The 23,724-nt window shown below is 40.0% G+C and carries 22 protein-coding genes; 2 read left to right on the forward strand and 20 right to left on the reverse strand.

The features are described 5' to 3' along the window. Positions 1-71: 71 nt before the first annotated feature. Positions 72-305, reverse strand: coding sequence for a DUF896 domain-containing protein (locus tag L3V42_RS07355; RefSeq protein WP_235761488.1), 234 nt, complete (start codon positions 303-305; stop codon positions 72-74). Between the two features lie 177 nt (positions 306-482). Further along, positions 483-1,139 (reverse strand): YneB family resolvase-like protein, encoded by a 657-nt coding sequence (locus L3V42_RS07360; RefSeq protein ID WP_235761489.1) that lies wholly within the window; start codon positions 1,137-1,139, stop codon positions 483-485. A 290-nt stretch (positions 1,140-1,429) separates the two neighbouring features. Here L3V42_RS07360 and lexA point away from each other — a divergent pair, with 290 nt between their 5' ends. Further along, entirely contained in the window at positions 1,430-2,053 is a 624-nt protein-coding gene (lexA, locus tag L3V42_RS07365; RefSeq protein ID WP_238471691.1) for a transcriptional repressor LexA, read from the forward strand. A 171-nt stretch (positions 2,054-2,224) separates the two neighbouring features. Here lexA and glnA read toward each other — a convergent pair whose 3' ends face one another. The 10 genes from glnA to mutS form a co-directional block, all read right to left on the reverse strand. Continuing rightward, entirely contained in the window at positions 2,225-3,562 is a 1,338-nt protein-coding gene (glnA, locus tag L3V42_RS07370; protein WP_235761491.1) for a type I glutamate--ammonia ligase, read from the reverse strand. A 57-nt stretch (positions 3,563-3,619) separates the two neighbouring features. After that, positions 3,620-4,864, reverse strand: a complete 1,245-nt coding sequence (locus L3V42_RS07375; RefSeq protein WP_238471692.1) for a methionine gamma-lyase family protein — start codon at positions 4,862-4,864, stop codon at positions 3,620-3,622. A gap of 9 nt (positions 4,865-4,873) precedes the next feature. Then, on the reverse strand, positions 4,874-6,106 hold the full coding sequence (gene hflX, locus L3V42_RS07380) for a GTPase HflX (protein WP_235761493.1): 1,233 nt from the start codon (positions 6,104-6,106) through the stop codon (positions 4,874-4,876). A gap of 14 nt (positions 6,107-6,120) precedes the next feature. Continuing rightward, positions 6,121-7,035, reverse strand: coding sequence for an AAA family ATPase (locus tag L3V42_RS07385; protein ID WP_238471693.1), 915 nt, complete (start codon positions 7,033-7,035; stop codon positions 6,121-6,123). Positions 7,036-7,039: 4 nt separating this feature from the next. Continuing rightward, positions 7,040-7,189 carry a hypothetical protein gene (locus L3V42_RS07390; protein ID WP_238471694.1) on the reverse strand — a complete coding sequence of 50 codons (150 nt, stop codon included), beginning with the start codon at positions 7,187-7,189 and terminating at the stop codon, positions 7,040-7,042. A gap of 316 nt (positions 7,190-7,505) precedes the next feature. Then, entirely contained in the window at positions 7,506-7,730 is a 225-nt protein-coding gene (gene hfq / locus L3V42_RS07395) for an RNA chaperone Hfq (protein ID WP_235761495.1), read from the reverse strand. A gap of 38 nt (positions 7,731-7,768) precedes the next feature. Continuing rightward, positions 7,769-8,704, reverse strand: a complete 936-nt coding sequence (gene miaA / locus L3V42_RS07400; RefSeq protein ID WP_238471695.1) for a tRNA (adenosine(37)-N6)-dimethylallyltransferase MiaA — start codon at positions 8,702-8,704, stop codon at positions 7,769-7,771. An 18-nt stretch (positions 8,705-8,722) separates the two neighbouring features. Continuing rightward, a complete protein-coding gene (locus L3V42_RS07405; RefSeq protein ID WP_238471696.1) occupies positions 8,723-9,172 on the reverse strand; it encodes a Dps family protein in 450 nt (149 codons plus the stop codon). Between the two features lie 61 nt (positions 9,173-9,233). Beyond that, complete coding sequence (gene mutL / locus L3V42_RS07410) at positions 9,234-11,060, reverse strand: DNA mismatch repair endonuclease MutL (protein WP_238471697.1); 1,827 nt, start codon at positions 11,058-11,060, stop codon at positions 9,234-9,236. A gap of 124 nt (positions 11,061-11,184) precedes the next feature. Beyond that, complete coding sequence (gene mutS, locus L3V42_RS07415) at positions 11,185-13,767, reverse strand: DNA mismatch repair protein MutS (protein WP_238471766.1); 2,583 nt, start codon at positions 13,765-13,767, stop codon at positions 11,185-11,187. A 301-nt stretch (positions 13,768-14,068) separates the two neighbouring features. Here mutS and cotE point away from each other — a divergent pair, with 301 nt between their 5' ends. Continuing rightward, entirely contained in the window at positions 14,069-14,644 is a 576-nt protein-coding gene (gene cotE / locus L3V42_RS07420; RefSeq protein WP_235761499.1) for an outer spore coat protein CotE, read from the forward strand. Positions 14,645-14,705: 61 nt separating this feature from the next. On the opposite strand, the gene L3V42_RS07425 is transcribed toward cotE, so the two are convergent. From L3V42_RS07425 to pgsA, 8 genes are all read right to left on the reverse strand, one after another. Beyond that, complete coding sequence (locus tag L3V42_RS07425; protein ID WP_235761500.1) at positions 14,706-15,116, reverse strand: YlbF/YmcA family competence regulator; 411 nt, start codon at positions 15,114-15,116, stop codon at positions 14,706-14,708. 1 nt (position 15,117) lies between these two features. Continuing rightward, on the reverse strand, positions 15,118-16,674 hold the full coding sequence (miaB, locus tag L3V42_RS07430) for a tRNA (N6-isopentenyl adenosine(37)-C2)-methylthiotransferase MiaB (RefSeq protein WP_235761501.1): 1,557 nt from the start codon (positions 16,672-16,674) through the stop codon (positions 15,118-15,120). Between the two features lie 147 nt (positions 16,675-16,821). Then, positions 16,822-17,082 carry a stage V sporulation protein S gene (locus L3V42_RS07435; RefSeq protein ID WP_156856452.1) on the reverse strand — a complete coding sequence of 87 codons (261 nt, stop codon included), beginning with the start codon at positions 17,080-17,082 and terminating at the stop codon, positions 16,822-16,824. A gap of 143 nt (positions 17,083-17,225) precedes the next feature. Next, the gene (locus tag L3V42_RS07440) at positions 17,226-18,023 is read right to left on the reverse strand and encodes a TIGR00282 family metallophosphoesterase (protein WP_235761502.1); all 798 of its coding nucleotides are present in this window, start codon (positions 18,021-18,023) and stop codon (positions 17,226-17,228) included. 645 nt (positions 18,024-18,668) lie between these two features. Next, a complete protein-coding gene (gene rny / locus L3V42_RS07445) occupies positions 18,669-20,234 on the reverse strand; it encodes a ribonuclease Y (RefSeq protein WP_235761503.1) in 1,566 nt (521 codons plus the stop codon). Between the two features lie 298 nt (positions 20,235-20,532). Then, positions 20,533-21,588 (reverse strand): recombinase RecA, encoded by a 1,056-nt coding sequence (gene recA / locus L3V42_RS07450; RefSeq protein WP_255770536.1) that lies wholly within the window; start codon positions 21,586-21,588, stop codon positions 20,533-20,535. A gap of 173 nt (positions 21,589-21,761) precedes the next feature. After that, the gene (locus L3V42_RS07455) at positions 21,762-23,012 is read right to left on the reverse strand and encodes a competence/damage-inducible protein A (protein ID WP_235761504.1); all 1,251 of its coding nucleotides are present in this window, start codon (positions 23,010-23,012) and stop codon (positions 21,762-21,764) included. Beyond that, positions 23,009-23,587, reverse strand: coding sequence for a CDP-diacylglycerol--glycerol-3-phosphate 3-phosphatidyltransferase (pgsA, locus tag L3V42_RS07460; RefSeq protein ID WP_235761505.1), 579 nt, complete (start codon positions 23,585-23,587; stop codon positions 23,009-23,011). The genes L3V42_RS07455 and pgsA overlap by 4 nt, the downstream gene beginning before the upstream one ends. Positions 23,588-23,724 lie beyond the last annotated feature (137 nt).

Genomic DNA, 23,724 nt, shown 5'->3' on the forward strand with positions numbered 1-23,724 from the left:
ATGTATCTATTTACTATTCTATAATGAATGTGCAAACTTCACAAGCAAATTAAGTCGATTGCCTAAACAAATTAATGTTTTTCATTCCTTTTTTGCATATCTTTCACTTTGAGCGGGGTAACGTCATTACCTGCCGGATCAATAATTTTAACGGTTTTCAACTGATTTGTGAATGAACCGCGGATGTTTTGCAAATATTCTTCCCGGAGCTGTTTTTGCTCCGATTTCTCTTTTTCAGTTAGACCGGATGTTTTGGATTTCTTTGCAAGCTCGTTAATTCGTGCAAGTTTTTCTTTCGTTAACATCAATAAACCTCCTTTATCGTTTCCTTTAAGAGGGTATTTAAAGTATTATCTAGATTATAATACTACCCTACTTCGCAACATAATAACAGAATTTATATTGTATTTTTGTGATTTTCCCCTTCCTTTATAATGCATACAACAAAAAAAGACAAGTATTACAACTTGTCATTTGTGAGGTTATTTATTTTGAGGGTCGCTCTCTTGTTCGTACTCCTGATAACGACGATGAACCGTTGCTTTTGAGATAGTATAACCCAAGCCATTTAATGTACTTGTAATTTCCCCGAAAGTGAGTTTTTTCTCGCGAAGACGTACAATTTCCTCAAGTGGTACTTCCAATCTTTCTCTCCCTGGCGCTTTGCTGATGTTTTTTAAATTATTTCTTGGATTATATCCTTCTTTTACCGCTCGCTGCATGCCTCTTTTGATTTTTAAATTATGAATTTTCCTTTGGTATTCTTCGACGATACCGACAATCTGTAAAACCATAGAATCTGATTCTGATAGTTCCAGCTCCCCGTCATGAATTGCGGTGTAGATTAATATATGCAACTTTTGCAATTGATGAAACAAAGCAATTTTCGTATTCCCTCTTCCTAGTCTCGTTTCATCTTGAATTAATAGACATTCCGCTTTCTTATTTGAAAAATATTCAAGCATCTCGAAAATCCCATCTCTATTAATTTCATAACCGCTCACCTGCTCTTCAATACAAGTAACAACTTCTAATCCTTGCCGGACAGCTAGTTCATACAATTCTTCCTTCTGTCTAGCTAATGATGATTCCTGTTCTTTTTTCTCTGTGCTCACTCTGCAATAGATGACTGCTTTCACGATTCAATTTCCCCTTCTTAGTCGATTAGGCATTGGCAATGAGAGAGAAATACAAGAATACCAAAGTTAAGATGAAACCGATAGTAAAAAATATATCTTCTTTGGAAAACTTAGCAAATAGTCTATTTAGCATTACAGAATCCTCCTGTTTTTTCGAACCTTTGTTCTTAGAACATATTATCGCACGAACAAATGGTCCTGTCAATGTTTTTTTCGAACGAATGTTTGCATAAACTTTCCTCAAGTGATAAACTAGTAATAATAAATCCTATGTAAGAGGTGATAAATAGATGACAAAAGTTTCTAAAAGACAACAGATGATTTTAGATTTTATAAAAGACGAAGTTCATGCAAAAGGTTATCCACCATCCGTTCGGGAGATTGCTGTTGCAGTCGGTCTTGCATCCAGTTCGACCGTACATGGACATTTGGAAAGGTTAGAAGCGAAAGGGTTTATCCGTCGTGACCCGACTAAACCAAGAGCCATTGAAATATTAGATCAAGACGGTGAAGGTAATATCCCGAAAAATCAAGCCCGTTATGCTCCAGTAATCGGAAAAGTTACTGCTGGAATCCCGATTACCGCTGTTGAAAATATTGAAGAATATGTTCCAGTTCCTAGCTCCCATGCGAGTCCGGACGATAATTTATTTGTTCTAGTCATTGAAGGCGAAAGTATGATTGAAGCAGGGATTCTTGAAGGTGATATGGTGATTGTAAAACAGCAAAACATGGCTGATAATGGAGATATCGTTGTAGCAATGACAGATGATGACGAGGCAACCGTCAAACGTTTCTTTAAAGAAGAAAAAATGATTCGCTTGCAGCCGGAAAATGCTACGATGGAACCATTATTTTATGAAAAGGTTAGTATTTTAGGTAAAGTCATTGGATTGTACAGAGATATACATTAAAATAACATCTGATCTTCGCATTCAGTGCAAAGATCAGATGTTTTGTTTACTAGATTAGGAAACGATGTGCTAGTGCAAACGCTCTTCGGTGGAACGAGTAATCGCAGTCCCAAATATTGCGAAAAGAATCGCGTTTTAACCTGCAAGGGCGCTTGCGCCCTTGTTCATTGATTAATAGGATGTTAGGTACTGTTCGCGTTCCCATGGATGCACCGTATTATTAAACATGCGCCATTCAAATTCTTTTGCTTCTACATAATTTTCATAGAGATGTTCTCCCAACGCCTGAATGATGACAGAGTCCTTCTCCATCTCATCTAATGCTTCTTTCAATGTAGCTGGTAAATCTTTCACGCCACTTTCTATTCTTTCTTTTTTCGTCATTGCATAAATGTTTTGGTCAACTGCTTGAGGCGGTTGCTTTTTATGTTCAATTCCATCCAGTCCTGAAGCAAGTAGGACAGAGAGTGCCAAATATGGATTGGATGCCGGGTCAACACTGCGCACCTCAACTCTCGTACCCATCCCTCTTGAACTTGGTATTCGTAGTAATGGACTCCGATTCGAACTGGACCAAGCTACATAACAAGGTGCTTGGTAACCTGGCACGAGCCGTTTATATGAGTTTACAATTGGGTTTGTTACTGCGGTGAAGTTCGTCGCATGTTCCAAAAGTCCTGCGATAAATTGATATGCCACATCTGTTAATTGGCGTTCGCTCGCTTCATCAAAAAATTTATTTTCACCATCTTTAAACAGAGACATATTGACGTGCATTCCTGAGCCATCTACACCAAATAATGGTTTTGGCATAAATGTCGCATGGAGATTATGTCTTCTTGCGACCGTTTTAACGACGAGTTTAAATGTTTGGATATCGTCTGCATGGCGTACGGCTTCTGAATATTCAAAGTCGATTTCATGCTGCCCTGGTGCCCCTTCATGGTGCGATGCTTCAATTTTAAAACCCATTTCTTCCAGCTCCAGTACGATATCTCTTCTGCAGCTTTCCCCGAGATCCGTCGGTGCAAGGTCAAAATAACCTCCATGGTCATTCAATTCAAGAATTGGTTCACCTTTTTCATTTAGCTTGAATAAGAAAAATTCCGGTTCTGTACCAATATTAAATGTATCATAGCCTAGCTCTTCCATACGTTTCAAGTTTCTTTTTAAAATATAACGGGGACATCCAGAAAACGGTGTTCCATCAGCATTGTAAATATCACAAATGAAACGGGCGACTTTTCCTTTATCAGATGTCCACGGAAAAACAACAAAGGAATCTAAGTCCGGATATAAATACATGTCTGATTCTTCAATTCGCACAAAACCTTCAATTGAAGAACCATCAAACATCATCTTATTGTTTAACGCTTTATCCAATTGACTAAGTGGTATTTCCACATTTTTAATCGTTCCAAGAATATCGGTAAATTGCAGTCTTATAAAGCGGACATTTTCTTCCTTTATCTTTTCTTTGATCGCTTCCTTTGTAATTACGGTTCCCAACTAAATCTCCTCCAGCTATTAGTTTGGATGTTAAAGCCATCCAAATATTACTATACCCTATTCGACAAGGAGAAAACCTTTTTTCTCAAGTGCAGTGACGGCACGCGTTAAGGCAAGTTTAACATGGGAATAAGTAAGCCCTCCTTGAACGTAAGCCGTGTAAGGTGCACGGATCGGTCCATCTGCAGAAAGTTCGATACTCGAACCTTGAATAAATGTTCCGCCTGCCATAATGACTTTATCTTCATAGCCTGGCATTTCGCTAGGATAAGGTGTCACGTAAGCATTTACCGGAGAGTTCTCCTGGATTGCCTGACAAAATGCAATCATCTGATCTGCGGTATCAAATGTGACGGATTGAATTAGATCAGTACGTTTGCTTTGATACGCCGGGGTCGTCGTAAATCCAGCCAATTCCAAAAATCGCGACGTGAATATCGCTCCTTTTAAAGCTTCACCGACAACATGAGGTGCAAGGAAAAAACCTTGAAAGAGCTCTTGCAGCATGTTTAATGTTGCTCCACTTTCTTTTCCTAATCCGGGTGCTGTTAAACGGTTGGCACATTGTTCGACCAAATGTTCATCTCCTACGATATATCCCCCGGAACGAACAATGCCTCCTCCTGGATTTTTAATAAGGGATCCAGCCATCAAGTTTACCCCTACATGTGTCGGTTCCAGTTCTTCCACAAATTCACCGTAACAATTATCAACAAATACGATGACGTCTTCTTTTATTTCTTTTACAAAATCGACCATTTCTTTAATCTCTGCTACAGTAAAAGAAGGACGATCATCATAACCTTTGGAACGCTGGATACCAATTACTTTTGTATTTGCCTGGATTTTTTGACTGACAGCAGCAAAGTCAACAGACCCGTCTTCCCGTAAAGCGACTTCTCCATAATCGATTGCGTACTCTTTTAATGACCCAGGTGTATTCCCTCTTTTACCGACTACTTCCTCAAGCGTATCATACGGTTTTCCCGTAATATATAAAAGTTCATCTCCTGGCCGGAGCACGCCAAATAAGGCGGTCGAAATCGCATGTGTACCGGAAACAAGCTGAGGACGGACGAGCGCATCTTCTGTCCCGAACACATCACGATATACTGCCTCAAGTGCTTCTCTTCCCATATCATCATACCCATAGCCCGTTGTTGAATTAAAATGACTGTCACTCACCCGATTTTCAATAAAAGCATCAAGCACACGTTGCTGATTGTTTTCCACTATTGTATTTACTTGTTCTTTTAAAACTTTAATGTCTTGTTCTGTCTGATTGATTAAGTCCATAAGCATGTTCCTTCATTACTCCTTTAATCTGTTTATTAATGCATGATTCTCCCGGATGTACCCTTTAATATGGTAACGATTATCTGTTTCATCAAAGGATTTATCAGTAAGGATTGCTTCCTGCTCCAACTGAACCATCAACCTGCCTTCATTTGGCTCAAGCGCAATATGAAAAGGCAGCCACACTTTTTCAAGCATCTCTTCCATTTTTCTTAAAGTGGATTGCATATCCTCTTCCTCATAAGCTGAAACGATAGCGTATGGGCGTTCATGGGCAATAAAATCGTCCTCAAGCAAATCTTTCTTATTATAAATATATAGCATTGGCAGCTGGTCTGCATCCAACTCGCGTAGCAATTCCCCCACTGTTTCAATATGTTGCTCATAATCCACGTGCGATGCATCGATTACATGCAAAAGAAAGTCTGCTTCTGCAACTTCCTCCAACGTGGAACGGAATGCAGCAATGAGCGACGTAGGGAGATCCTGAAGGAAACCGACTGTGTCCGTTATTAATGCCTGGAAGCCGGATGGCAATACAATTTTACGTGTTAATGGATCAAGTGTTGCAAATAACTTATCTTCCTGAAGCGTATGACTATCCGTTAATTTATTGAATAAAGTTGATTTTCCGGCATTCGTATATCCAACAATTGCAATTTGAAAGATAGCATTATCCCTTCTGCGCTTCCGGTATTGTTCACGTTGCTTCACAACGAGCTTTAGGCGATTTTTAATATCACCGATTCTGCGCCGTATGTGCCGGCGATCTGTTTCTAATTGTGTTTCTCCAGGGCCTCTTGTCCCAATTCCACCACCAAGACGGGACAATTCAATGCCCTGTCCCCGTAATCTTGGTAATAAATATTCCAATTGAGCAAGCTCAACTTGCAGCTTCCCTTCCTTTGTCTGAGCTCGTTGTGCAAAGATGTCTAAAATCAGCTGGCTCCTATCAATGATCCGTACTCCTAAATAATTATTTAAATTTCTTAATTGGCCGCTTGACAATTCATCATTGGAGATGACAAGATCGATTTCCTTCGCTTCAACCTCAGCTTTAATTTCTCGCAATTTGCCTTCTCCAAGGTAGGTTGCCGGGTGGATATGGTTACGATTTTGCGTGAATATCCCCTCCACTTCCCCGCCCGCTGTATTACTTAATGAGATTAATTCATCCAACGAAGACTGGAAACGTTCCTGTAATTGTTCCGGTTTTCTTACTGCAATAACAATAATTTTTTCTGCCATACGTTACCTCTCTTTTACTCCTGCTCAAATTTAATATCTGAAGCGGTAATCTCCATTAGCCGTTCTGGCTGATAATTTTCCGTTTGAACGAGGCGGTATGCCTGTAACCGGATTGCCTGCTCCATCAAGTTCCGTACCGAACGGGCATTGGCAAAATGTCTGCCTTTTGCTGCTAATTGATGATATAAATAATCCCTTAGCTTCCGGTCCGCTTCTATTGTTAATTGATATTCCCTTATTCTAACCATTTGATGTGCTATTTCCATTAATTCATCCAATTTATAATCTGGAAAATCCAGGATAAATGGAAACCGCGATTCAAGTCCTGGATTCGTTGAGAGAAACCGTCCCATTTCATAAGGATATCCTGCAAGTATAAGAATAAAATCCTTATGACCATCTTCCATATGTTTTACAAGCGTGTCAATCGCTTCTTTACCAAAGTCCTTTTCCCCGCCACGTGCAAGGGAATAGGCTTCATCGATAAAAAGTATGCCACCCATCGCCTTTTCAATTAGCGCTCTTGTTTTTTGCGCTGTCTGTCCGATGTATTCTCCAACAAGGTCAGCTCGTTCCGCTTCGATAAAATGCCCTTTCGAAAGTATCCCGAGTTCAACATATAATTTAGCAAGTCTGCGGGCAAGTGTCGTCTTTCCCGTTCCTGGATTACCTTTGAATAACATATGCAGTACTTGCTCATTGGAAGAAAGCCCTGCTTCCTTTCTCTTTTCATTAATAAGTACCGTTGCATAAACTTGCTTAATAGTTTTTTTAATTTGTTTAATCCCGACAAACGAAGCAAAAGCTTCCTCTATTTCTTGGAACTGTTTATTAAAACCGACTGAGCGCTTTCTTTCAATCTGAGGTAGAGTATCCTGCAAAACAATATTGATCCGGCCATTCCGGCTCGCTCTCATTTCCGTTTCCATATACTCACTCCTTCGTCATCCCAGTATACGTAATGATACATAAAAGGGTGACAAACGCCCAAAATTCAAAGGCGGAAGCGCCCTTACGGGGTAAGTACACAATCGTCTTCGCAACACCTGTACTAGCACATCCACTAGTCGCAGCAACGTACAAACTGTGCCTCCCAGGAAGGGGCCCACTTAATCGAACCTCCCTTTTTACCGGAAGGGAGATAAAGGAAACTCAGGCGACGATAGTGAGTTGATGTCGGCTTTCACCACAAGGGTATAAGTGCGACTAAGCCTCTGGCTGAAGCCAATCGGCAAGTCTTCTTTATCGATCGGAGGAGGGTGAAGTTTGATAGTTGCTGGGCGCAGAGCGGACGTGGCTAGTGCTAGGAACTATAGTTAGCCACAGCATTTTTTAAATTTTCCAAGCTATAAAGGAAGTCTCATTAGAAAACGGATGCCGGTAGCAGCATCCGTTGTGATTACTCATTTTCTAAATTAACATTTTTTACAGGCGCAAAAGTTGATATTGCGTGTTTAAAAATTAACTGCTGCTTTCCGTCGGTTTCCAGTAAAACCGTAAAATTATCAAATGCTTTGATAATCCCCCTTAATTGAAACCCATTTGTTAGAAAGACAGTAACCGAAGTGTGGTTCTTTCTCAATTGATTTAAATAATGTTCTTGAATGTTGACATTTTGTGCCATGGTACTTCCTCCCTTTTTCTATCTATACACTCTTAATTCTACTTCATTTTCAATATTCCTGCTATCTTTTGCAAAATCATTGTAAATTTTTCACTTTTTTGTTCTGGGGTGATGGGAAACCACTTCACCGGCAATTGATTTCTAAACCAGGTAAATTGCCTTTTCGCATAACGTCTTGAGTTTTGCTTCAGCTTCTCGATTGCTTTATGGAGATCTTCTTTCCCCTCTAAATAGGGGATGAATTCTTTATAGCCAATTGCCTTCATTGCTTGTGTGTCTTGATAACCTGCCCGGTAAAGCGTTGTAACTTCTTCCAGCAGGCCTTCTTCCATCATCATATCCACACGCTTATTAATTTGTTCATATAGTGCTGTTCTTTCCATTTCAAGACCGATAAACAACGTATTATATTTCGGTTCTTTTTTCTGTTCTCTCTCCCAAGCTGTTTTCGTTTTCCCGGTAGTTTCATATATTTCGAGTGCACGAATTACACGGCGATGATTATTCGGATGAATCTTTTTTGCCTGCTCCGGGTCGACCTCTTCAAGACGGCGGTAAATTCTGCTGATTCCTTCTTCTTTTGCTTCTTGTTCCAACTCCCGGGTTCTATACTCATCCCGAGGGATGTCAGGGAAGTTATAATCGAATAACGCAGCTTGTATGTATAAACCGCTGCCGCCTACGAGGATTGGCAGGCGGTTCCTTGCGGTGATTTCTTCGATTGTTTTTTCCACATCTGCTTTATAGGAAGCTGCCGAATATTCTTCAGCTGGATTTTTCATATCAAGCAGATGGTGCGGAATGCCTTCCATTTCTTCTTTACGAATTTTAGCCGTACCGATATCCATCCCTTTATACACCTGCATCGAGTCACCACTTATAATCTCACCTTGCAAATGTTTAGCAAGGAAAATACTGAGTGATGTCTTCCCGACAGCAGTTGGACCAACAACCGCTATGACTGTTTTCTTCATCGTATTACCCCTAGATTGTTATTTTTCTTCTTGGTAGCTCCGGAGCATCCACAGCTCTTCCTCGAATATCGCCAATTGTTCAATCAGCAAATCATTCGTCGGCTCATCAGCAAATTCGGTTGTTAGTGCAAGGCCGATTTCTCTTATTTCATTTGCGACTTTTTCAAAATCATGAATGAGCTGGGCTATTATTTCCTCTTCTGTATCATCCGCATTCGCTTCTTCAAGCGTACCTTGCTTTAAGTACATACTCATTGTTGCCAGCGGCTGGCCACCGATCATCATGATTCGTTCTGCAACTTCATCAAACTGGTTTGCTGAACGATTATAGAGCTCTTCAAAATGTTCATGGAGACGGAAGAAGTTCTTTCCTCTAATGTACCAATGGTAGCGATGGAGCTTCACATACAAAATAAAATGATTGGATAGCATTTGGTTCAAAAAATTAATTAACGATTGATTATCCAATGCTGTTCACCTCATGCATTTTTTCTTACTAGTTTACTCCAATCACGTGCTTGTTATACCTTTACATGCTTCTTTTGAACATTTTCTCAAGTTCATAGCTCGAAAAGTGAATAATAATTGGTCTTCCATGAGGACAAGTAAATGGATCTGTTGTCGTCCTTAAGTCTTCAATTAAACGGAACATATCATCTTTTGTTAAGTGATGATTTGCTTTTATGGATCGTTTACAAGCCATCATAATCGCAGCTTCTTCACGGATACGACCAATATTGATTTTTTCATCTTTCATAATTTGCTCAATGATATCACGTATGACTTCTTCTTCAAACCCTTTCGGAAACCAGTTCGGGCAGGAACGAATAATATATGTTTTCTCGCCAAATGGTTCAAAATAAAGTCCAACCTTTTCCAAATCCTCTTTATAAGCTTCGATAAACAATGCTTCTTGATTCGAAAACTCAAAGGTTAACGGGATGAGCAGTTGCTGTGAATTATTAGCTGGTTGACCTAGTTTATCCCTGAAGAATTCATATTTGATTCGTTCCTGGGCAGCATGCTGGTCAATCATATAAAAACCTTCCTCATTCTGCCCGAGAATGTATGTACCGTGTAATTGGCCAATTGGGTAAATCAATGGAATCCGCATTTTTCTTGGCGCTTCCATTTCCTCTTTCTGTATCGGCTCGAAATAGTCTGATTCAGAAGGTTGTCGCCGCGGTAATGCTTCTTCCTGTTGCTCGACCGATTCCATAGGAAATGGTTCTATTTCTCTTGTTGTTTCCTTAATAATTGTTTCTTTCTGCACCGGCTGCTTATTATCTTCCTTAGGTGTTGAAAATATAAACTGCTCTTGAGTCAAATGCTGTTTTTCTTGTGGTTGTTTATATTCGATTTCCGGTATTAATGTCTCTTGTCTTAATGCAGTTCGTATCGTTTGTTTCACAGATTCATAAAGTTCTTTATCCTTGCTGAATCTGACTTCCAGTTTCGTCGGGTGAACGTTCACGTCAACTAAAATGGGATCCATATTTATTTTCAAGACAACAAGTGGGAACTTTCCAATTGTAAGCATCGTATGGTAGCCGTCGATAACCGCTTTTGCCAGTGGATAATTTTTAATATAGCGGCCATTAATGATGGTCGATATGAAATTACGGGATGCCCTTGTCACTTCCGGTCGGGCGATATACCCTGTGATTTCATAATCAAGAGACTCATGATGGACTGGAAGCATTTTCCGTGCTACTGACATGCCGTATACTTGAGCGATAACCTGTAATAAATCCCCGCTGCCGGAAGTTTTAAATAATGTTCTTCCATTATGGATCGCCTCGAAGCGAATTTCCGGATAAGATAATGCAAGCCGGTTTAGTAAATCCGTAATATGACCTAATTCCGTATGGAGACTTTTCATATATTTCAGCCGGGCCGGTGTATTATAAAATAATTGTTCGACTGTTATTTCAGTTCCTTTTCTTGCATCACTCTTATTCCGTTCGACGACCTCGCCGCCTTCAAGAGCTAAGATTGTTCCTGCTTCTTCTCCAGTTGATGTTTTTAAGGTTAGTTTGCTGACAGCGGCAATACTCGCAAGTGCTTCTCCTCGGAATCCAAGGGTCCGCACATGAAATAAGTCCATTTCATTATTGATTTTGCTTGTCGCGTGGGCCAGAAAAGCCCGTTCGCTATCAGCAGCCGTCATTCCATCCCCATTATCCGTCACTTTAATACGGGTAATTCCAGCTTCATCCAGATCAATTTTTATAAACGTACTACCCGCGTCAATACTATTTTCCACCAACTCCTTTACAACAGATGCAGGACGTTCGACTACTTCACCTGCTGCAATTTTATTCGCCAGTTCGGTTGGCATCTGTTTTATTTTCATAGAAACATCCTTTCCAACATTAAGCCTTCCGTTATTTTATCACGTATTAACGGTTCGTAATCGCGGATTCCGTTCCACTAACAGTCAATGGGGGGAGGCAAGGAACCACCCACTGACTGAAGTTTCACTTTATCTTTTTTTGGAGGTGATACAATGCATTCATCGCTTCCATCGGTGTCATTTCAAATAAGTTTAGTTCTTCTAATTCATCAATTACTTGCTTATCTTTTTTGGAAAACTTACTTTCCTTTTCAGGTTCAGGCGATTTTTCTTCTATAAAAAAGGAAAGTTGGCCAGCTTCCATCTTCTCTGTTACCGGTTCGTAATGAGCACCCTTTTCCAATTCCGTAAGAATCGTTGTCGCCCGCTCAATCAATGCTTCTGGAAGTCCAGCAAGCTTGGCAACTTGAATTCCGTAACTCTGGTCTGCTGAACCTTCTTTAATCTGATGGAGAAATACAACATTTCCTTCATATTCTTCAGCTCGCACATGAATATTCTTTAACTGGGGAAGTGTCTCTTCCATCGCGGTCAGCTCATGATAATGCGTAGAAAATAATGTCTTCGCTTCAATATTATGATGAATGTACTCTACAATCGCTTGAGCAAGCGCCATTCCATCATATGTACTCGTCCCCCGCCCAATCTCATCGAGCAGGATTAAACTGCGATCGGTCGCTTTGGCGAGCGCATGATTTGCTTCAAGCATCTCCACCATAAATGTACTTTGCCCGGAAACAAGGTCATCAGCTGCGCCAATTCTTGTAAATATCTGATCAAAAATAATTAGATCGGCTTCATCGCACGGAACAAAACAACCGATTTGCGCCATGATAACCGTCAGTGCCAGCTGCCGCATATACGTACTCTTCCCGGACATGTTCGGACCGGTAATTAATAGAATACTATTTTCCTTATCCAAATGAACGTCATTCGGAACAAAGGTCCCTTCTGTCATCACTTGCTCTACTACTGGGTGACGGCCATTTTTAATCGATAACTCTTCTTTAACAAAGCGCGGTCTTGTATAGTTGTTTGCTTCACTAACCGCTGCAAAGGATTGTAGCACATCGATCTGACTAATATGCTCCGCAAGTTCCTGGAAAAGTGGGATATGACTTTTCATCTTATCCCGAATTTCAACAAATAAATTATGTTCCAGCTCAATACTTTTATCTTCTGCTTCAAGGATAATTGTTTCTTTTTCCTTTAATTCTGGTGTGATAAACCGTTCTGCATTCGCTAAAGTTTGCTTTCGCTCATACCGTCCTTTTGGTAAAAGATGCAGATTCGCTTTCGTAACTTCAATATAATAGCCAAATACTCGATTATAGCCGATTTTTAGCGATCGGATATTGGTTTTTTCCTTTTCTTTTTGCTCTAATTCAGCAATCCATTGTTTGCCATTTCGTGATGCATCCCGGTACTCATCTAGTTGGGCATTATACCCATCTTTAATAATATCCCCTTCTGTAATCGATGCAGGCGGGTCATTTATAATACTTTGCTCAAGCAGAGCAACTATCTTCTCTGGATAGAAGAGTTCATCCGCTAATTCTTTCATCTCTTCATTTGGGAATTGATAGAGAATTTTTTTGATTTCAGGGATATTTTGTAAAGATCGTTTCAACTGAATAAAGTCGCGTGCATTCACATTTCCATAAGCAATTCTTGCGGCCAATCTTTCCATATCATAAACGGATTTTAAGGCTTCTCTTAGCATATCCCTTTCCATAAACCCATCGTAAAATGCTTCAACAATATTCAAGCGTCTTTCGATGAGTGTTTGTGTTAACAATGGCCGCTCCAACCACTTTTTCAATGTACGGGATCCCATCGCCGTGATCGTTTGGTCAAGCACCCATAACAAGCTGCCGTGTTTTCCTTTTTTGATAATCGTTTCTGTTAATTCAAGATTACGTTTGGAAAACATATCGAGAGATAAATAATTCTTTAACTCGATAACAGTAGCCTGTTGTAAATGGTCGAGCGAACGTTTCTGAGTCTGCTGAATATAGTTAAGCAACCGGCTAAAGGCAGTCATCAGACGTTCATCATTTAAGTTTTCTGCTAAATCACGATACTCTCCGTTGAATGTAATCTCATCCTGAAAAGATAAGGTAATCTGTAACTTTTCCTTTAACTGAGCTTGTAAATCCTCTTCCAAGGAAGATGATATAACAATTTCCTTAATTGGCTGATTATATAATTCATGTAGAACTGCTTCCCAGCCTGCTTCAATAAGCGTTAAGCGGTTTTCACCAGTAGATAAGTCATTATAAACGACGACATAAGAGCCATCATTGAAATGCGAAAGGCTACAGAGATAATTATTCTCTCCTTCTTCAAGCATTGATTGGGACATAACCGTTCCTGGAGTAATAATCTGAACGACTTCTCTTTTTACAACGCCTTTTGCTGTTTTCGGGTCTTCTACTTGTTCACAGATTGCTACTTTATAGCCTTTATCAATTAAATTTTTTATATAATTTTCTGCAGAATGATAAGGAACGCCGCACATCGGTATTCCTTCACTTTCACTTTGCGATCCTCTTTTGGTTAATGTTATTTCGAGTTCTCTTGCCGCTTTTATTGCATCATCATAAAATAATTCATAGAAATCACCTAAGCGGTAAAATAAAAATGAATCTTGGTGAGCCGCTTTTATTCTTAAGTATTGTTCCATCATTGGTGTGTTCTTCGCCATCATTAATCCTCCAACATATCCGAAATCTTCTCTAGCCATTATAGCATAGATTAATAACTTCACTCTAACCCGCTGACTTTTATTTCTTATGAGCGACTGATAGAAAACCATCGTACTTCTCCAGCTCCGCAGCCCCCCATACACCTTCGCTTTACGCGAGCACCTGATGATCCTCCAGCAGAACGGTTTTGATTTAATTCATTTTTAATGCTAGGTTATTATTTAATGATTTTGGAAGTATGCACTTTAGGTGTTTGCCATGCATAAAATGACTATGAAAAAAGAGGAGGTAAATACAGCTATGTCTTTTCTAAAAAAAGATTATAGAGAAATCATCACGAAGGCAGTTATCGGGAAAGGACGTAAGTTTACAAAGGAATCCCATACGGTTACTCCCCCTAATCGTCCCTCGAGTATTCTTGGGTGCTGGGTGATTAATCATTTATACCATGCAAAAATGAAATCTACGGACAGTGTAGAAATAAATGGCAGCTATGAGATAAATATCTGGTATTCCTTTAATGATAATACGAAGACACAGGTCGTTACAGAAAAGGTAACATATCGGGATATTGTGCCCTTATCCATTAAAGATGAAAATTGCCTAAATGATGATTTCGATGTCATTGCTAAAGTGTTGCAGCAGCCAAATTGCCTGGAATGTAAAATTGAGAAGAAAGGGAATAAAATTGTTGTTGAGGTGGAAAGAGAATTCATTGTGCAAGTAATCGGCGAAACGAAGCTACTTGTAAAAGTGGATCCGACTTGGGATGCGGAGAAGTTAGAAGATGAAGACGACGATGAAGTATGGGGTCATGACGTGACGGATGATGAATTAGAAGATGTCCAAACAGATTTCATGCATACTAAAGATTAAGCAATTTCCCAAGCGGAGAGATAAAAAAACCAAGCAATCTATTTATGCTTGGTTTTTTTAGCTATTCCGTTAATGTTGATCCCGTTTTCCCCTCTAGTACATTGCCGCCTGTTCCTTCAATAATGCGGTTTGTTACTTCCCGGGAAATCGTTGTAGATACAAGTTGTAAGACATCGTTTACTGTCACTTGAAGTTCCTTGAATTCTGATACGACCGGGATACCGTCCAACTCACTTTGTAAACGATCCAGTTGTTCCTCCACACGAGCTAATGCTTCTTTTTTATCGTAAGCCTGTAGATTCACAGCCTGTTTTTGTAAAGCTTTAATTTTTGTAATGAGTGTTTGGATTTTTGTACTTGCATTTATTTTAGCTTCCAGTTCTTTAAAACGGTCGATTTCTTCCGTATTTGCCAGCATTTCAGCTAGGTTTTTTGCCGCATCAAGTACTTCTTTCCTTGAATATTGTGCCATGTTACTTCACCTCAATTTTACTTTCTGCCATGATACCATCTAAAGACCAGGTTTTTGCTTCGGTAATTTCCACTTCCACAATCTGACCGATTGTTGACCTCGGTCCTTTGAAGTTCACAAGCTTATTTTTCTCTGTATATCCTGCGAGAATATCAGGATTTTTCTTACTTTCACCCTCAACGAGTACTTTTACTGTTTTTCCTTCATATTTCCTCATTGATTCTGCAGATTGTTTATTCACAAGTTCATTTAAACGATATAGACGTTGTTTTTTCACATCTTCTGGTACATCATCTTTTTTCCTTGCAGCTGGAGTTCCTTCGCGTGGAGAGTAGATGAACGTGTATGCAGCTTCAAAACCGACTTCTTCCATCAATGTCATTGTCTCTTCAAACTGTTCATCTGTTTCGTTCGGGAATCCAACAATGATGTCAGTCGTCAAGGTTACATTTGGAATCGCTTTTTTAATTTTGCGTACAAGCTCCAAATACGCTTCCCGTGTATATTTACGGTTCATTTTCTTCAGTATTTCTGAACTGCCGGATTGGACCGGTAAATGAATGTGATCGAGCAAGTTGCCGCCCTGGGCTAATACGTCGATTAGATGATCATCAAAATCTCTTGGATGAGATGTTGTGAACCGGACCCTCGGGATATCGATTTTATGAATGTCATTCATTAAATCGCCAAACGTATAATCCAAGTCATCGAAATCTTTACCGTAGGCGTTCACATTTTGACCGAGCAAGGTAACTTCTTTATACCCTTGGGCTACAAGATGCCTCACTTCCTGAATAATATCTTCAGGTCTTCTGCTGCGCTCTTTTCCTCTTGTCATCGGGACGATACAATACGTACAGAACTTATCACAGCCATACATGATGTTAACCCAGGCCTTGATTTTCCCTTTACGGGCTTTCGGAAGGTTTTCAATGATATCGCCTTCGGTAGACCAAACTTCGACGACCATTTCTTTTCCGAACATCGCTTCTTTAATCAAGTGGGGTAATCGGTGAATATTATGTGTTCCAAAGATGAGATCAATATGCTGATGTTTCTTTAAAATACGATCAACAACCGATTCTTCTTGAGACATACATCCACACACACCGATAATAAGGTCCGGATTTTCAAGTTTTAATGGTTTTAAGTGACCAATTTCCCCGAACACTTTATTTTCCGCATTTTCCCGGATCGCACATGTATTTAATAAGATGATATCTGCTTCATTTACATCTTCTGTTGCAGTATAACCCATTTCCATAAATATTCCAGCCATTACTTCTGTATCATGTTCATTCATTTGACAGCCATAGGTGCGAATTAAAAATTTACGACCCTCACCCGCCGTTTGCATATCCTCAGGAATGGAAAAATCATATTTAAATTGAACTTCTTCTTTCCTTCTCTTTCTAGCCTTTTTAATGTCAGGGGTCTGCGGGGTGTAATTGGTATGGAAATACTTTGTGATCATCTCTTCACTGGACGTTTGTTTAATCCGTTCGAAATTGTCTTCTGCATTAATTTGTGCCTGCTGCTTTCGCTCTTGTTCGTTCATCTCGACTCTCCTTTCAATGAGTACTTCTATGTATAAGTTTACAACATAATAAGTATAAGGGTTCTCCATAAATTTAACAATATATACTGCGAAACTGCAAATAAAAACCTTCCTTGATTAGAAGGAAGGCGTATGAGTTCTGTTTAATTACCTTGGTTCTACGATTAATTTAATTGCAGTTCTTTCTTCTTCATCAATTTTGATATCGGTGAATGCCGGTATACAGATGAGATCTACTCCGCTCGGCGCGACGAATCCTCTTGCAATGGCTACAGCTTTTATTGATTGATTCAATGCTCCTGCACCAATCGCCTGAATTTCTGCAGTTCCTCTTTCACGGAGCACATTTGCGAGGGCCCCTGCTACTGAATTTGGATTAGATTTTGATGAAACCTTCAATACTTCCATTAGTAGTACCTCCCTTACCTCAGTTTTATAGTTCTATTTCTACTATATTCCTTGAGTTGTAAGCTTATTCCCTAAACCTGCTATAAGAAGCCGGGAACAACAAACTCGTATTACCTCAGCACAAGGGATGTGATAATTGACAATCATTCAAAGAAGGGATGGTCATCATTTATTAAAATTCTTTCGATGTCTTCTGCTTTCCCTGTTTTTGGATTGATGGAAACCAATACTCCATTTAACTGTTTTCTACCCTTTTTTGTAATTTCAAAACGTACTGGCAAGGATGTTAGAAAACGTTTTAATACAGCTTCCCGTTCTACTCCAAGTATTCCATCATAAGGTCCTGTCATGCCAACATCGGTAATATAAGCGGTACCTTCCGGAAAAATTCTTTCATCTGCTGTTTGTGTGTGTGTATGTGTTCCGACGACGGCACTAACCCTTCCATCAACATACCAGGCAAACGCCTGCTTTTCACTCGTCGCCTCCCCGTGGAAGTCAACGAAAATAATGTTCGTCTGCTTTTTCGCTTCTTGAATCAGATTATCTATCGTTGTAAACGGGTCCTCAATTGCTGGTAAGAAGGTTCTGCCTTGCATGTTGATAATAGCTACCTTTACATCATTTACATTTAAATAAACGATCCCTTTACCTGGGTTATTTTCCGGAAAGTTTGCTGGGCGGATAAGGTATTTTGCATCATCAATAAAGTCAAAGATTTCTTTTTTATCCCATGTGTGGTTTCCCATTGTAATTGCTTGAGCGCCCCATTCGAGAAAATCTCGATAAATTGATTCTGTAATTCCTTTACCGGCTGCAGCATTTTCGCCGTTAAGAATCGTAATCGTTGGGCGGTATCTCTCTTTTAATCTTGGCAGATATTCCTTAACCATGTCCCGTCCTGGTGAACCAACAACGTCACCAATAAATAAAATTTTCATCTTCACATCATCCTTCTAATCTAATTCCTAATTTTTAAAAGTTTGTTCAGCGTTTCCATTTACTGTTCCAAAAGTAGCCAAGAGAAACTATCGATTGCTTTCATTCAGCATAAGTGTTCTGCACGTTCCTAATTTTAGAGCTCTAATCACCGTTCAGTTGCCCGGAAGACGGATGCTTTCCGTGGGCACGGCCTCAGCCTCCTCGGAAGAAGGGCACTTCCTGCGGGGTCTTCGAACTCGTGCTTTTCCCGCAGGAGTCACCGTCCTCCGGGCAACTGAACTGGTAAGCATTATTATTATGAATGGAAATCATCCCATCTTTCCAAAAAAAATAAGGTTCCAAATAAGGTTTTAACTCGGAGCAGTTCGATACCTCGAGACTCCTGTGGGAGGACAGGCCTAGGTGAGACCCCACAGGGCTTTAGCCCGAGGAGGCTCACCAGCCGCCCACGGAAAGCGAGAGGTATCGGGACTGCGGACTGCCAGAAGAAAGTTGTACTTACGCTGAATGAAAAGAATTATCAGCTCAATTTTCTAGGTAGATACTTTTCTTATTTTCAGGGCTGTGAAAGTTGAGTTATTATTTTACCCTGTTGGGATTTTTTAAAACGGCGGCAAAAAATAAAAGCAGTCGGATGACTGCTTTTATTTGGCATATTCAACTGCTCTTGTTTCCCTGATTACTGTTACTTTAATATGACCTGGGTAATTGAGCTCACTTTCAATACGATTACGAATTTCTCTCGCTACTCTTAATGATTCAAGATCATCAATTTCATCTGGTTTTACCATTATGCGAATCTCTCGACCAGCCTGAATGGCATAAGATTTCTCTACTCCCTCAAAGGATTCAGAAATTTCCTCCAGTTTTTCCAGACGTTTAATGTAGTTCTCAAGTGTCTCGCTTCTTGCACCTGGTCGTGCAGCGGATAAGGCATCGGCTGCTGCGACTAATACGGATATAATTGAAGTTGGTTCTTCATCACCGTGGTGAGAAGCAATCGCATTAATGACGACTTCGTGCTCTTTATATTTCATCGCAAGTTCTTTTCCAATTTCTACGTGACTACCTTCTACTTCATGGTCAATCGCTTTTCCGATATCATGAAGTAAACCAGCTCTTCTTGCTAATATTACATCTTCACCTAGTTCTGCAGCAAGCAAACCAGATAAGTAAGCAACTTCTGCTGAATGTTTTAATACATTTTGACCATAGCTTGTACGATATTTTAGACGACCAAGTATTTTTACAAGATCCGGGTGCAGTCCATGCACACCAACCTCAAATGTCGTTTCTTCACCGACTTCACGAATATATTCATCAACTTCACGTCTTGCTTTATCTACCATTTCTTCAATACGCGCCGGATGGATTCTTCCATCTTGGACAAGTTTTTCCAATGCGATACGAGCAATTTCCCGGCGTATTGGATCAAATCCAGATAGGATAACGGCTTCTGGCGTGTCATCGATAATAAGATCAATACCAGTCAACGTTTCTAATGTTCGTATATTTCGTCCTTCTCGACCAATGATGCGACCTTTCATCTCATCATTAGGAAGGGTGACGACAGATACAGTTGTCTCTGCAACATGGTCTGCAGCACAGCGTTGTAGTGCTAACGAGAGAATGCTTTTCGCTTTTTTATCAGCTTCTTCTTTCGCTTGATTCTCCGTTTCTTTAATCATGATAGCCGCTTCATGCTTCACTTCTTTTTCAATTCGTTCTAAAATAATTTGTTTTGCCTGGTCCGTTGTATAGCCTGAAATGCGTTCAAGCTCAGCTTGCTGCTCCTCTTTCATAGCTTGCACTTTGTTTTCCATTTCTTCAGTTTGCTGTTGTCTCTCTGTTAAAGCTTCTTCCCGCTTCTCCAGTGATAATTCACGGTTATCTAGAGAGACACTTTTTTGATCAAGAATATCTTCTTTTTGCGTCAAACGATTTTCTTGTTTCTGGAGTTCAGCACGGCGTTCACGCAGCTCATCCTCTGCTTGCTGACGAATTTTATGGTTCTCATCTCTTGCTTCAAGGAGTGCTTCCTTTTTAGCTGCCTCTGCGTTCCGGTGGGCCTCTTCGACTATTTGTTTTGCCAAGTCTTCCGCACTGGAAATCTTTGCTTCAGCAATCGACTTACGAATCAGATAACCAACAAACAGACCTATGATAAGGATGAATACTAGCAAAAGGGAGATGATCAAAGGGTGGTCCATATTTTTCACCTCCTATTGCTATAAAGTTGTTGTACAATTCATTATCTTCGTCATGTACTCATTATCAATACAAGGATTAATAATTACCGTATAATTGAATAAAATTATACAATGTTAATTTTAATTGTCAATTTACTTATTGTCAAGGAAACTTCAGAACTATTTCAGAAGTATTTCAAGTAAAAGTCATATTGTAAGAAAGCAAGTACAAGTTTCGCTTCCCATCGTCTCATATCTAGGATCAAAAGTTCAAATAAAAAAGCTGCCCTTCGATAAAAACCGAATAGACAGCTTCGTATTATAGATCGAGACTTTTTTGTTCATCGGATGACGAAGTATTCTCTGCATCTTCTTCCGATCCTTCAACTTCCTCAAGTTCATAATGACTGCGAATCTCATTATTCACTTCTTCAAAAATTGCAGGGTTCTCTTTCATAAATTGCTTTGCATTCTCTCTACCTTGTCCTAAGCGCTCTCCTTTATAAGAATACCAAGCACCGCTTTTTTGAACAATATCAAGATCTGCACCAACATCAATGATCTCGCCTTCTTTAGAGATTCCCTCACCATACATAATATCTACTTCGGCTTGTTTGAACGGAGGCGCTACTTTGTTTTTCACGACTTTTACCCTTGTCCGGTTACCGATCATTTCATTTCCCTGCTTCAATGTTTCTGCCCGGCGGACTTCTAAGCGCACGGAAGAATAGAACTTAAGTGCCCGTCCACCTGGAGTTGTTTCCGGGTTACCGAACATAACGCCAATTTTTTCGCGGACCTGGTTAATGAAGATGGCGGTAGCATTTGATTTATTGATTGCACCTGATAGTTTACGCAAAGCTTGGGACATTAACCTTGCCTGCAGTCCCATATGGGAGTCACCCATTTCCCCTTCAATTTCCGCTTTCGGAACAAGGGCGGCAACGGAGTCAACAACAATAATATCAACAGCGCCACTGCGTACAAGTGCTTCTGTAATTTCAAGTGCTTGTTCTCCGGTATCAGGCTGGGAGAGTAACAGTTCGTCTGTGTTTACTCCAAGTGCACGTGCGTATGTCGGGTCGAGCGCGTGCTCCGCATCGATAAACGCTGCTTGTCCACCTTGCTTCTGAGCTTCAGCGATTGCGTGGAGGGCAAATGTTGTTTTACCCGAAGATTCAGGGCCATAAATTTCTATTACCCTTCCTCTAGGATACCCGCCAATCCCAAGTGCCACATCCAAAGCTAATGAACCGCTTGGGATCGTTGCAATCTTTTGATTCTGTTCTTCTCCAAGTTTCATAATAGAACCTTTACCAAATTGTTTCTCTATCTGTCTTAAAGCCATATCTAATGCTTGTTTTCTCTCACTCAATGAAAATACCTCCTCAAATTATCTATCTCTATCATACGCTTTTTTTTCCTGTTTGACAAGCAAAAAACGAATAGATGTTCGATAATTATCACACCCGTTCGACCTGTCTTTTCTTAATTTTCAAGTAAATATGGAGGCTGGTTTTTCAAAACGTAGCATGATTTTAGTGCAATTTACACTTTTACATATTTAAAAATTAATTCAAGGCCTTTCATAACGGCACGATTTCGGATCCTGTTCCTGTCTCCTTGCAACTGGAATCCGAACGCTGTATCCTCTTCTCCAGCAACGGATATACCGATATATACTGTTCCAACTTGCTTTCCTTCCACTTCATTTGGACCAGCAATTCCCGTAAAGCTAATACCGACTGTAGATTGTAGTTTCTCTCTAACATTTCTTGCTAAGGATAATGCGCAAGCTTCACTTACAGTACCTTTTTCCGCTATTACTTGCTCCGAAACGCCCAACACTTCCATTTTTACTGCTGGACTATAGCAAACGACACCTCCCTGGACGACTTCACTTGCTCCTGGTACAGAAATGAGCCGATCCGTGAATTTGCCACCTGTGAGGCTTTCTGCGGCTGCAATCGTTAGCTGCTGCTTTTTAAATTGTTCAATAATAACTTGTTCGATCGTTTCGTCATTCTCAGCGACAAAGTAATCCCCTACTTTCAGAAGTACAGCTGATTTTGCTTCAGCAAGTAAAGTGTCCAGCCCTTCTTCTGAATCAGCTTTTGCTGTTAAACGGATAATAATCCCATCGTCAGTTGCAAGCGGGGCGATTGTTGGATTCGTTTGCTCGCGAATAACATCTTGTAATTCATGTTCCAGTGCCGACTCACCGATTCCGAGAAACTTTAAAATGGTCGAACGGATCATTTGTTCTTTACCCGTTAACTTATATAGATACGGTAAAATATCTTCCTTAAACATTGCTTTCATTTCGCGCGGGACTCCTGGGAGGAAAATCCATGTCCGCTCTTCATATTGGACAATCATTCCCGGTGCCATCCCTTGTTTGTTCAATAAAACGGTAGCTGTTTCAAACACCCGTGCTTGTCTCCGGTTATTCGGTGTCATTTGCCAACCTGACTGCTTAAACCAATCTTCAATTTTTTTCATGGATGGCTCATGTTCGACGATTGGAATATTACAGATTGCTTGGAAAGCCTCACGGGTCAAATCATCTTCTGTTGGTCCTAATCCGCCTGTAACAATAATAATATCTGAACGTTCATGAGCCTGTTTAAACGTATCCGCAACTCTGTTCAAATTGTCACCTACAACGACATGGTTATAAACATTAATACCGTATAAAGCTAACTGCTCGGATATCCATTGTGCGTTTGTATTCGCTATTTGCCCTAATAGCAACTCTGTTCCTACTGCAAGAATCTCTGCCTTATATTGTTTTTTCATTTCGAATCCCTCATTACATGCCAATTTTTGTAAAAGTAATCAACACCTGAAATCACAGTAAAGATTAAAGCTAAGTAAAGCAAGATTGTTCCCAATGGGAAATTCAAGTAAGAAAAAGGAAAATTATGAAGGAGCAGAATAATTATCGCAATCATTTGTGTTGCTGTCTTCAACTTACCCATACTCCCAGCAGCAAGGACAGTGCCTTCTCCTGCAGCTACTAAGCGCAGCCCGGTTACAGCGAACTCCCTGCTAATAATGATAATTACGATCCATCCGGCTGCAAGTTCCATCTCCACGAGCATAATAAGTGCAGCGGAAACGAGCAGTTTATCAGCTAATGGATCAAGAAACTTCCCAAGGTTTGTAATCAGATTATGTTTCCGGGCGTAATATCCATCGACCCAGTCGGTTACTGAGCCAATAATGAATATAAGTGCCGCAATGAAATGGTGGACTGGTAATGTCGTATTACCGATATTCCACTCTCCAAAGTCAAGCGGTAATGATAATAACAAAATGAAAATCGGGATGAGAAAAATACGAGATAGGGTGAGTTTATTTGGTAAATTCATCAGCTTTCCTCCTTTGCGCTAATACTTTCGTTTTATATTATTTCACTTTCACACCTAAAAAATCAACATAATCCAACCTTATCAAATATAAAAGAACCATAAATTGCTTTCATACAGCGTAAGTGATTTGCACGTTC

The organism is Oceanobacillus alkalisoli, assembly GCF_022213125.1.
Taxonomy (GTDB): Bacteria; Bacillota; Bacilli; order Bacillales; family Amphibacillaceae; genus Oceanobacillus; species Oceanobacillus alkalisoli.

Coding starts and splice junctions, on each gene's coding strand:
- L3V42_RS07355 (WP_235761488.1), bottom strand. CDS start 305: ATGTTAACGAAAGAAAAACTTGCACGAATTAACGAGCTTGCAAAGAAA.
- lexA (WP_238471691.1), top strand. CDS start 1,430: ATGACAAAAGTTTCTAAAAGACAACAGATGATTTTAGATTTTATAAAA.
- L3V42_RS07375 (WP_238471692.1), bottom strand. CDS start 4,864: ATGCTTATGGACTTAATCAATCAGACAGAACAAGACATTAAAGTTTTA.
- hflX (WP_235761493.1), bottom strand. CDS start 6,106: ATGGCAGAAAAAATTATTGTTATTGCAGTAAGAAAACCGGAACAATTA.
- L3V42_RS07385 (WP_238471693.1), bottom strand. CDS start 7,035: ATGGAAACGGAAATGAGAGCGAGCCGGAATGGCCGGATCAATATTGTT.
- hfq (WP_235761495.1), bottom strand. CDS start 7,730: ATGGCACAAAATGTCAACATTCAAGAACATTATTTAAATCAATTGAGA.
- miaA (WP_238471695.1), bottom strand. CDS start 8,704: ATGAAGAAAACAGTCATAGCGGTTGTTGGTCCAACTGCTGTCGGGAAG.
- mutL (WP_238471697.1), bottom strand. CDS start 11,060: ATGAAAATAAAACAGATGCCAACCGAACTGGCGAATAAAATTGCAGCA.
- mutS (WP_238471766.1), bottom strand. CDS start 13,767: ATGGCGAAGAACACACCAATGATGGAACAATACTTAAGAATAAAAGCG.
- cotE (WP_235761499.1), top strand. CDS start 14,069: ATGTCTTTTCTAAAAAAAGATTATAGAGAAATCATCACGAAGGCAGTT.
- L3V42_RS07425 (WP_235761500.1), bottom strand. CDS start 15,116: ATGGCACAATATTCAAGGAAAGAAGTACTTGATGCGGCAAAAAACCTA.
- miaB (WP_235761501.1), bottom strand. CDS start 16,674: ATGAACGAACAAGAGCGAAAGCAGCAGGCACAAATTAATGCAGAAGAC.
- L3V42_RS07435 (WP_156856452.1), bottom strand. CDS start 17,082: ATGGAAGTATTGAAGGTTTCATCAAAATCTAATCCAAATTCAGTAGCA.
- L3V42_RS07440 (WP_235761502.1), bottom strand. CDS start 18,023: ATGAAAATTTTATTTATTGGTGACGTTGTTGGTTCACCAGGACGGGAC.
- rny (WP_235761503.1), bottom strand. CDS start 20,234: ATGGACCACCCTTTGATCATCTCCCTTTTGCTAGTATTCATCCTTATC.
- L3V42_RS07455 (WP_235761504.1), bottom strand. CDS start 23,012: ATGAAAAAACAATATAAGGCAGAGATTCTTGCAGTAGGAACAGAGTTG.
- pgsA (WP_235761505.1), bottom strand. CDS start 23,587: ATGAATTTACCAAATAAACTCACCCTATCTCGTATTTTTCTCATCCCG.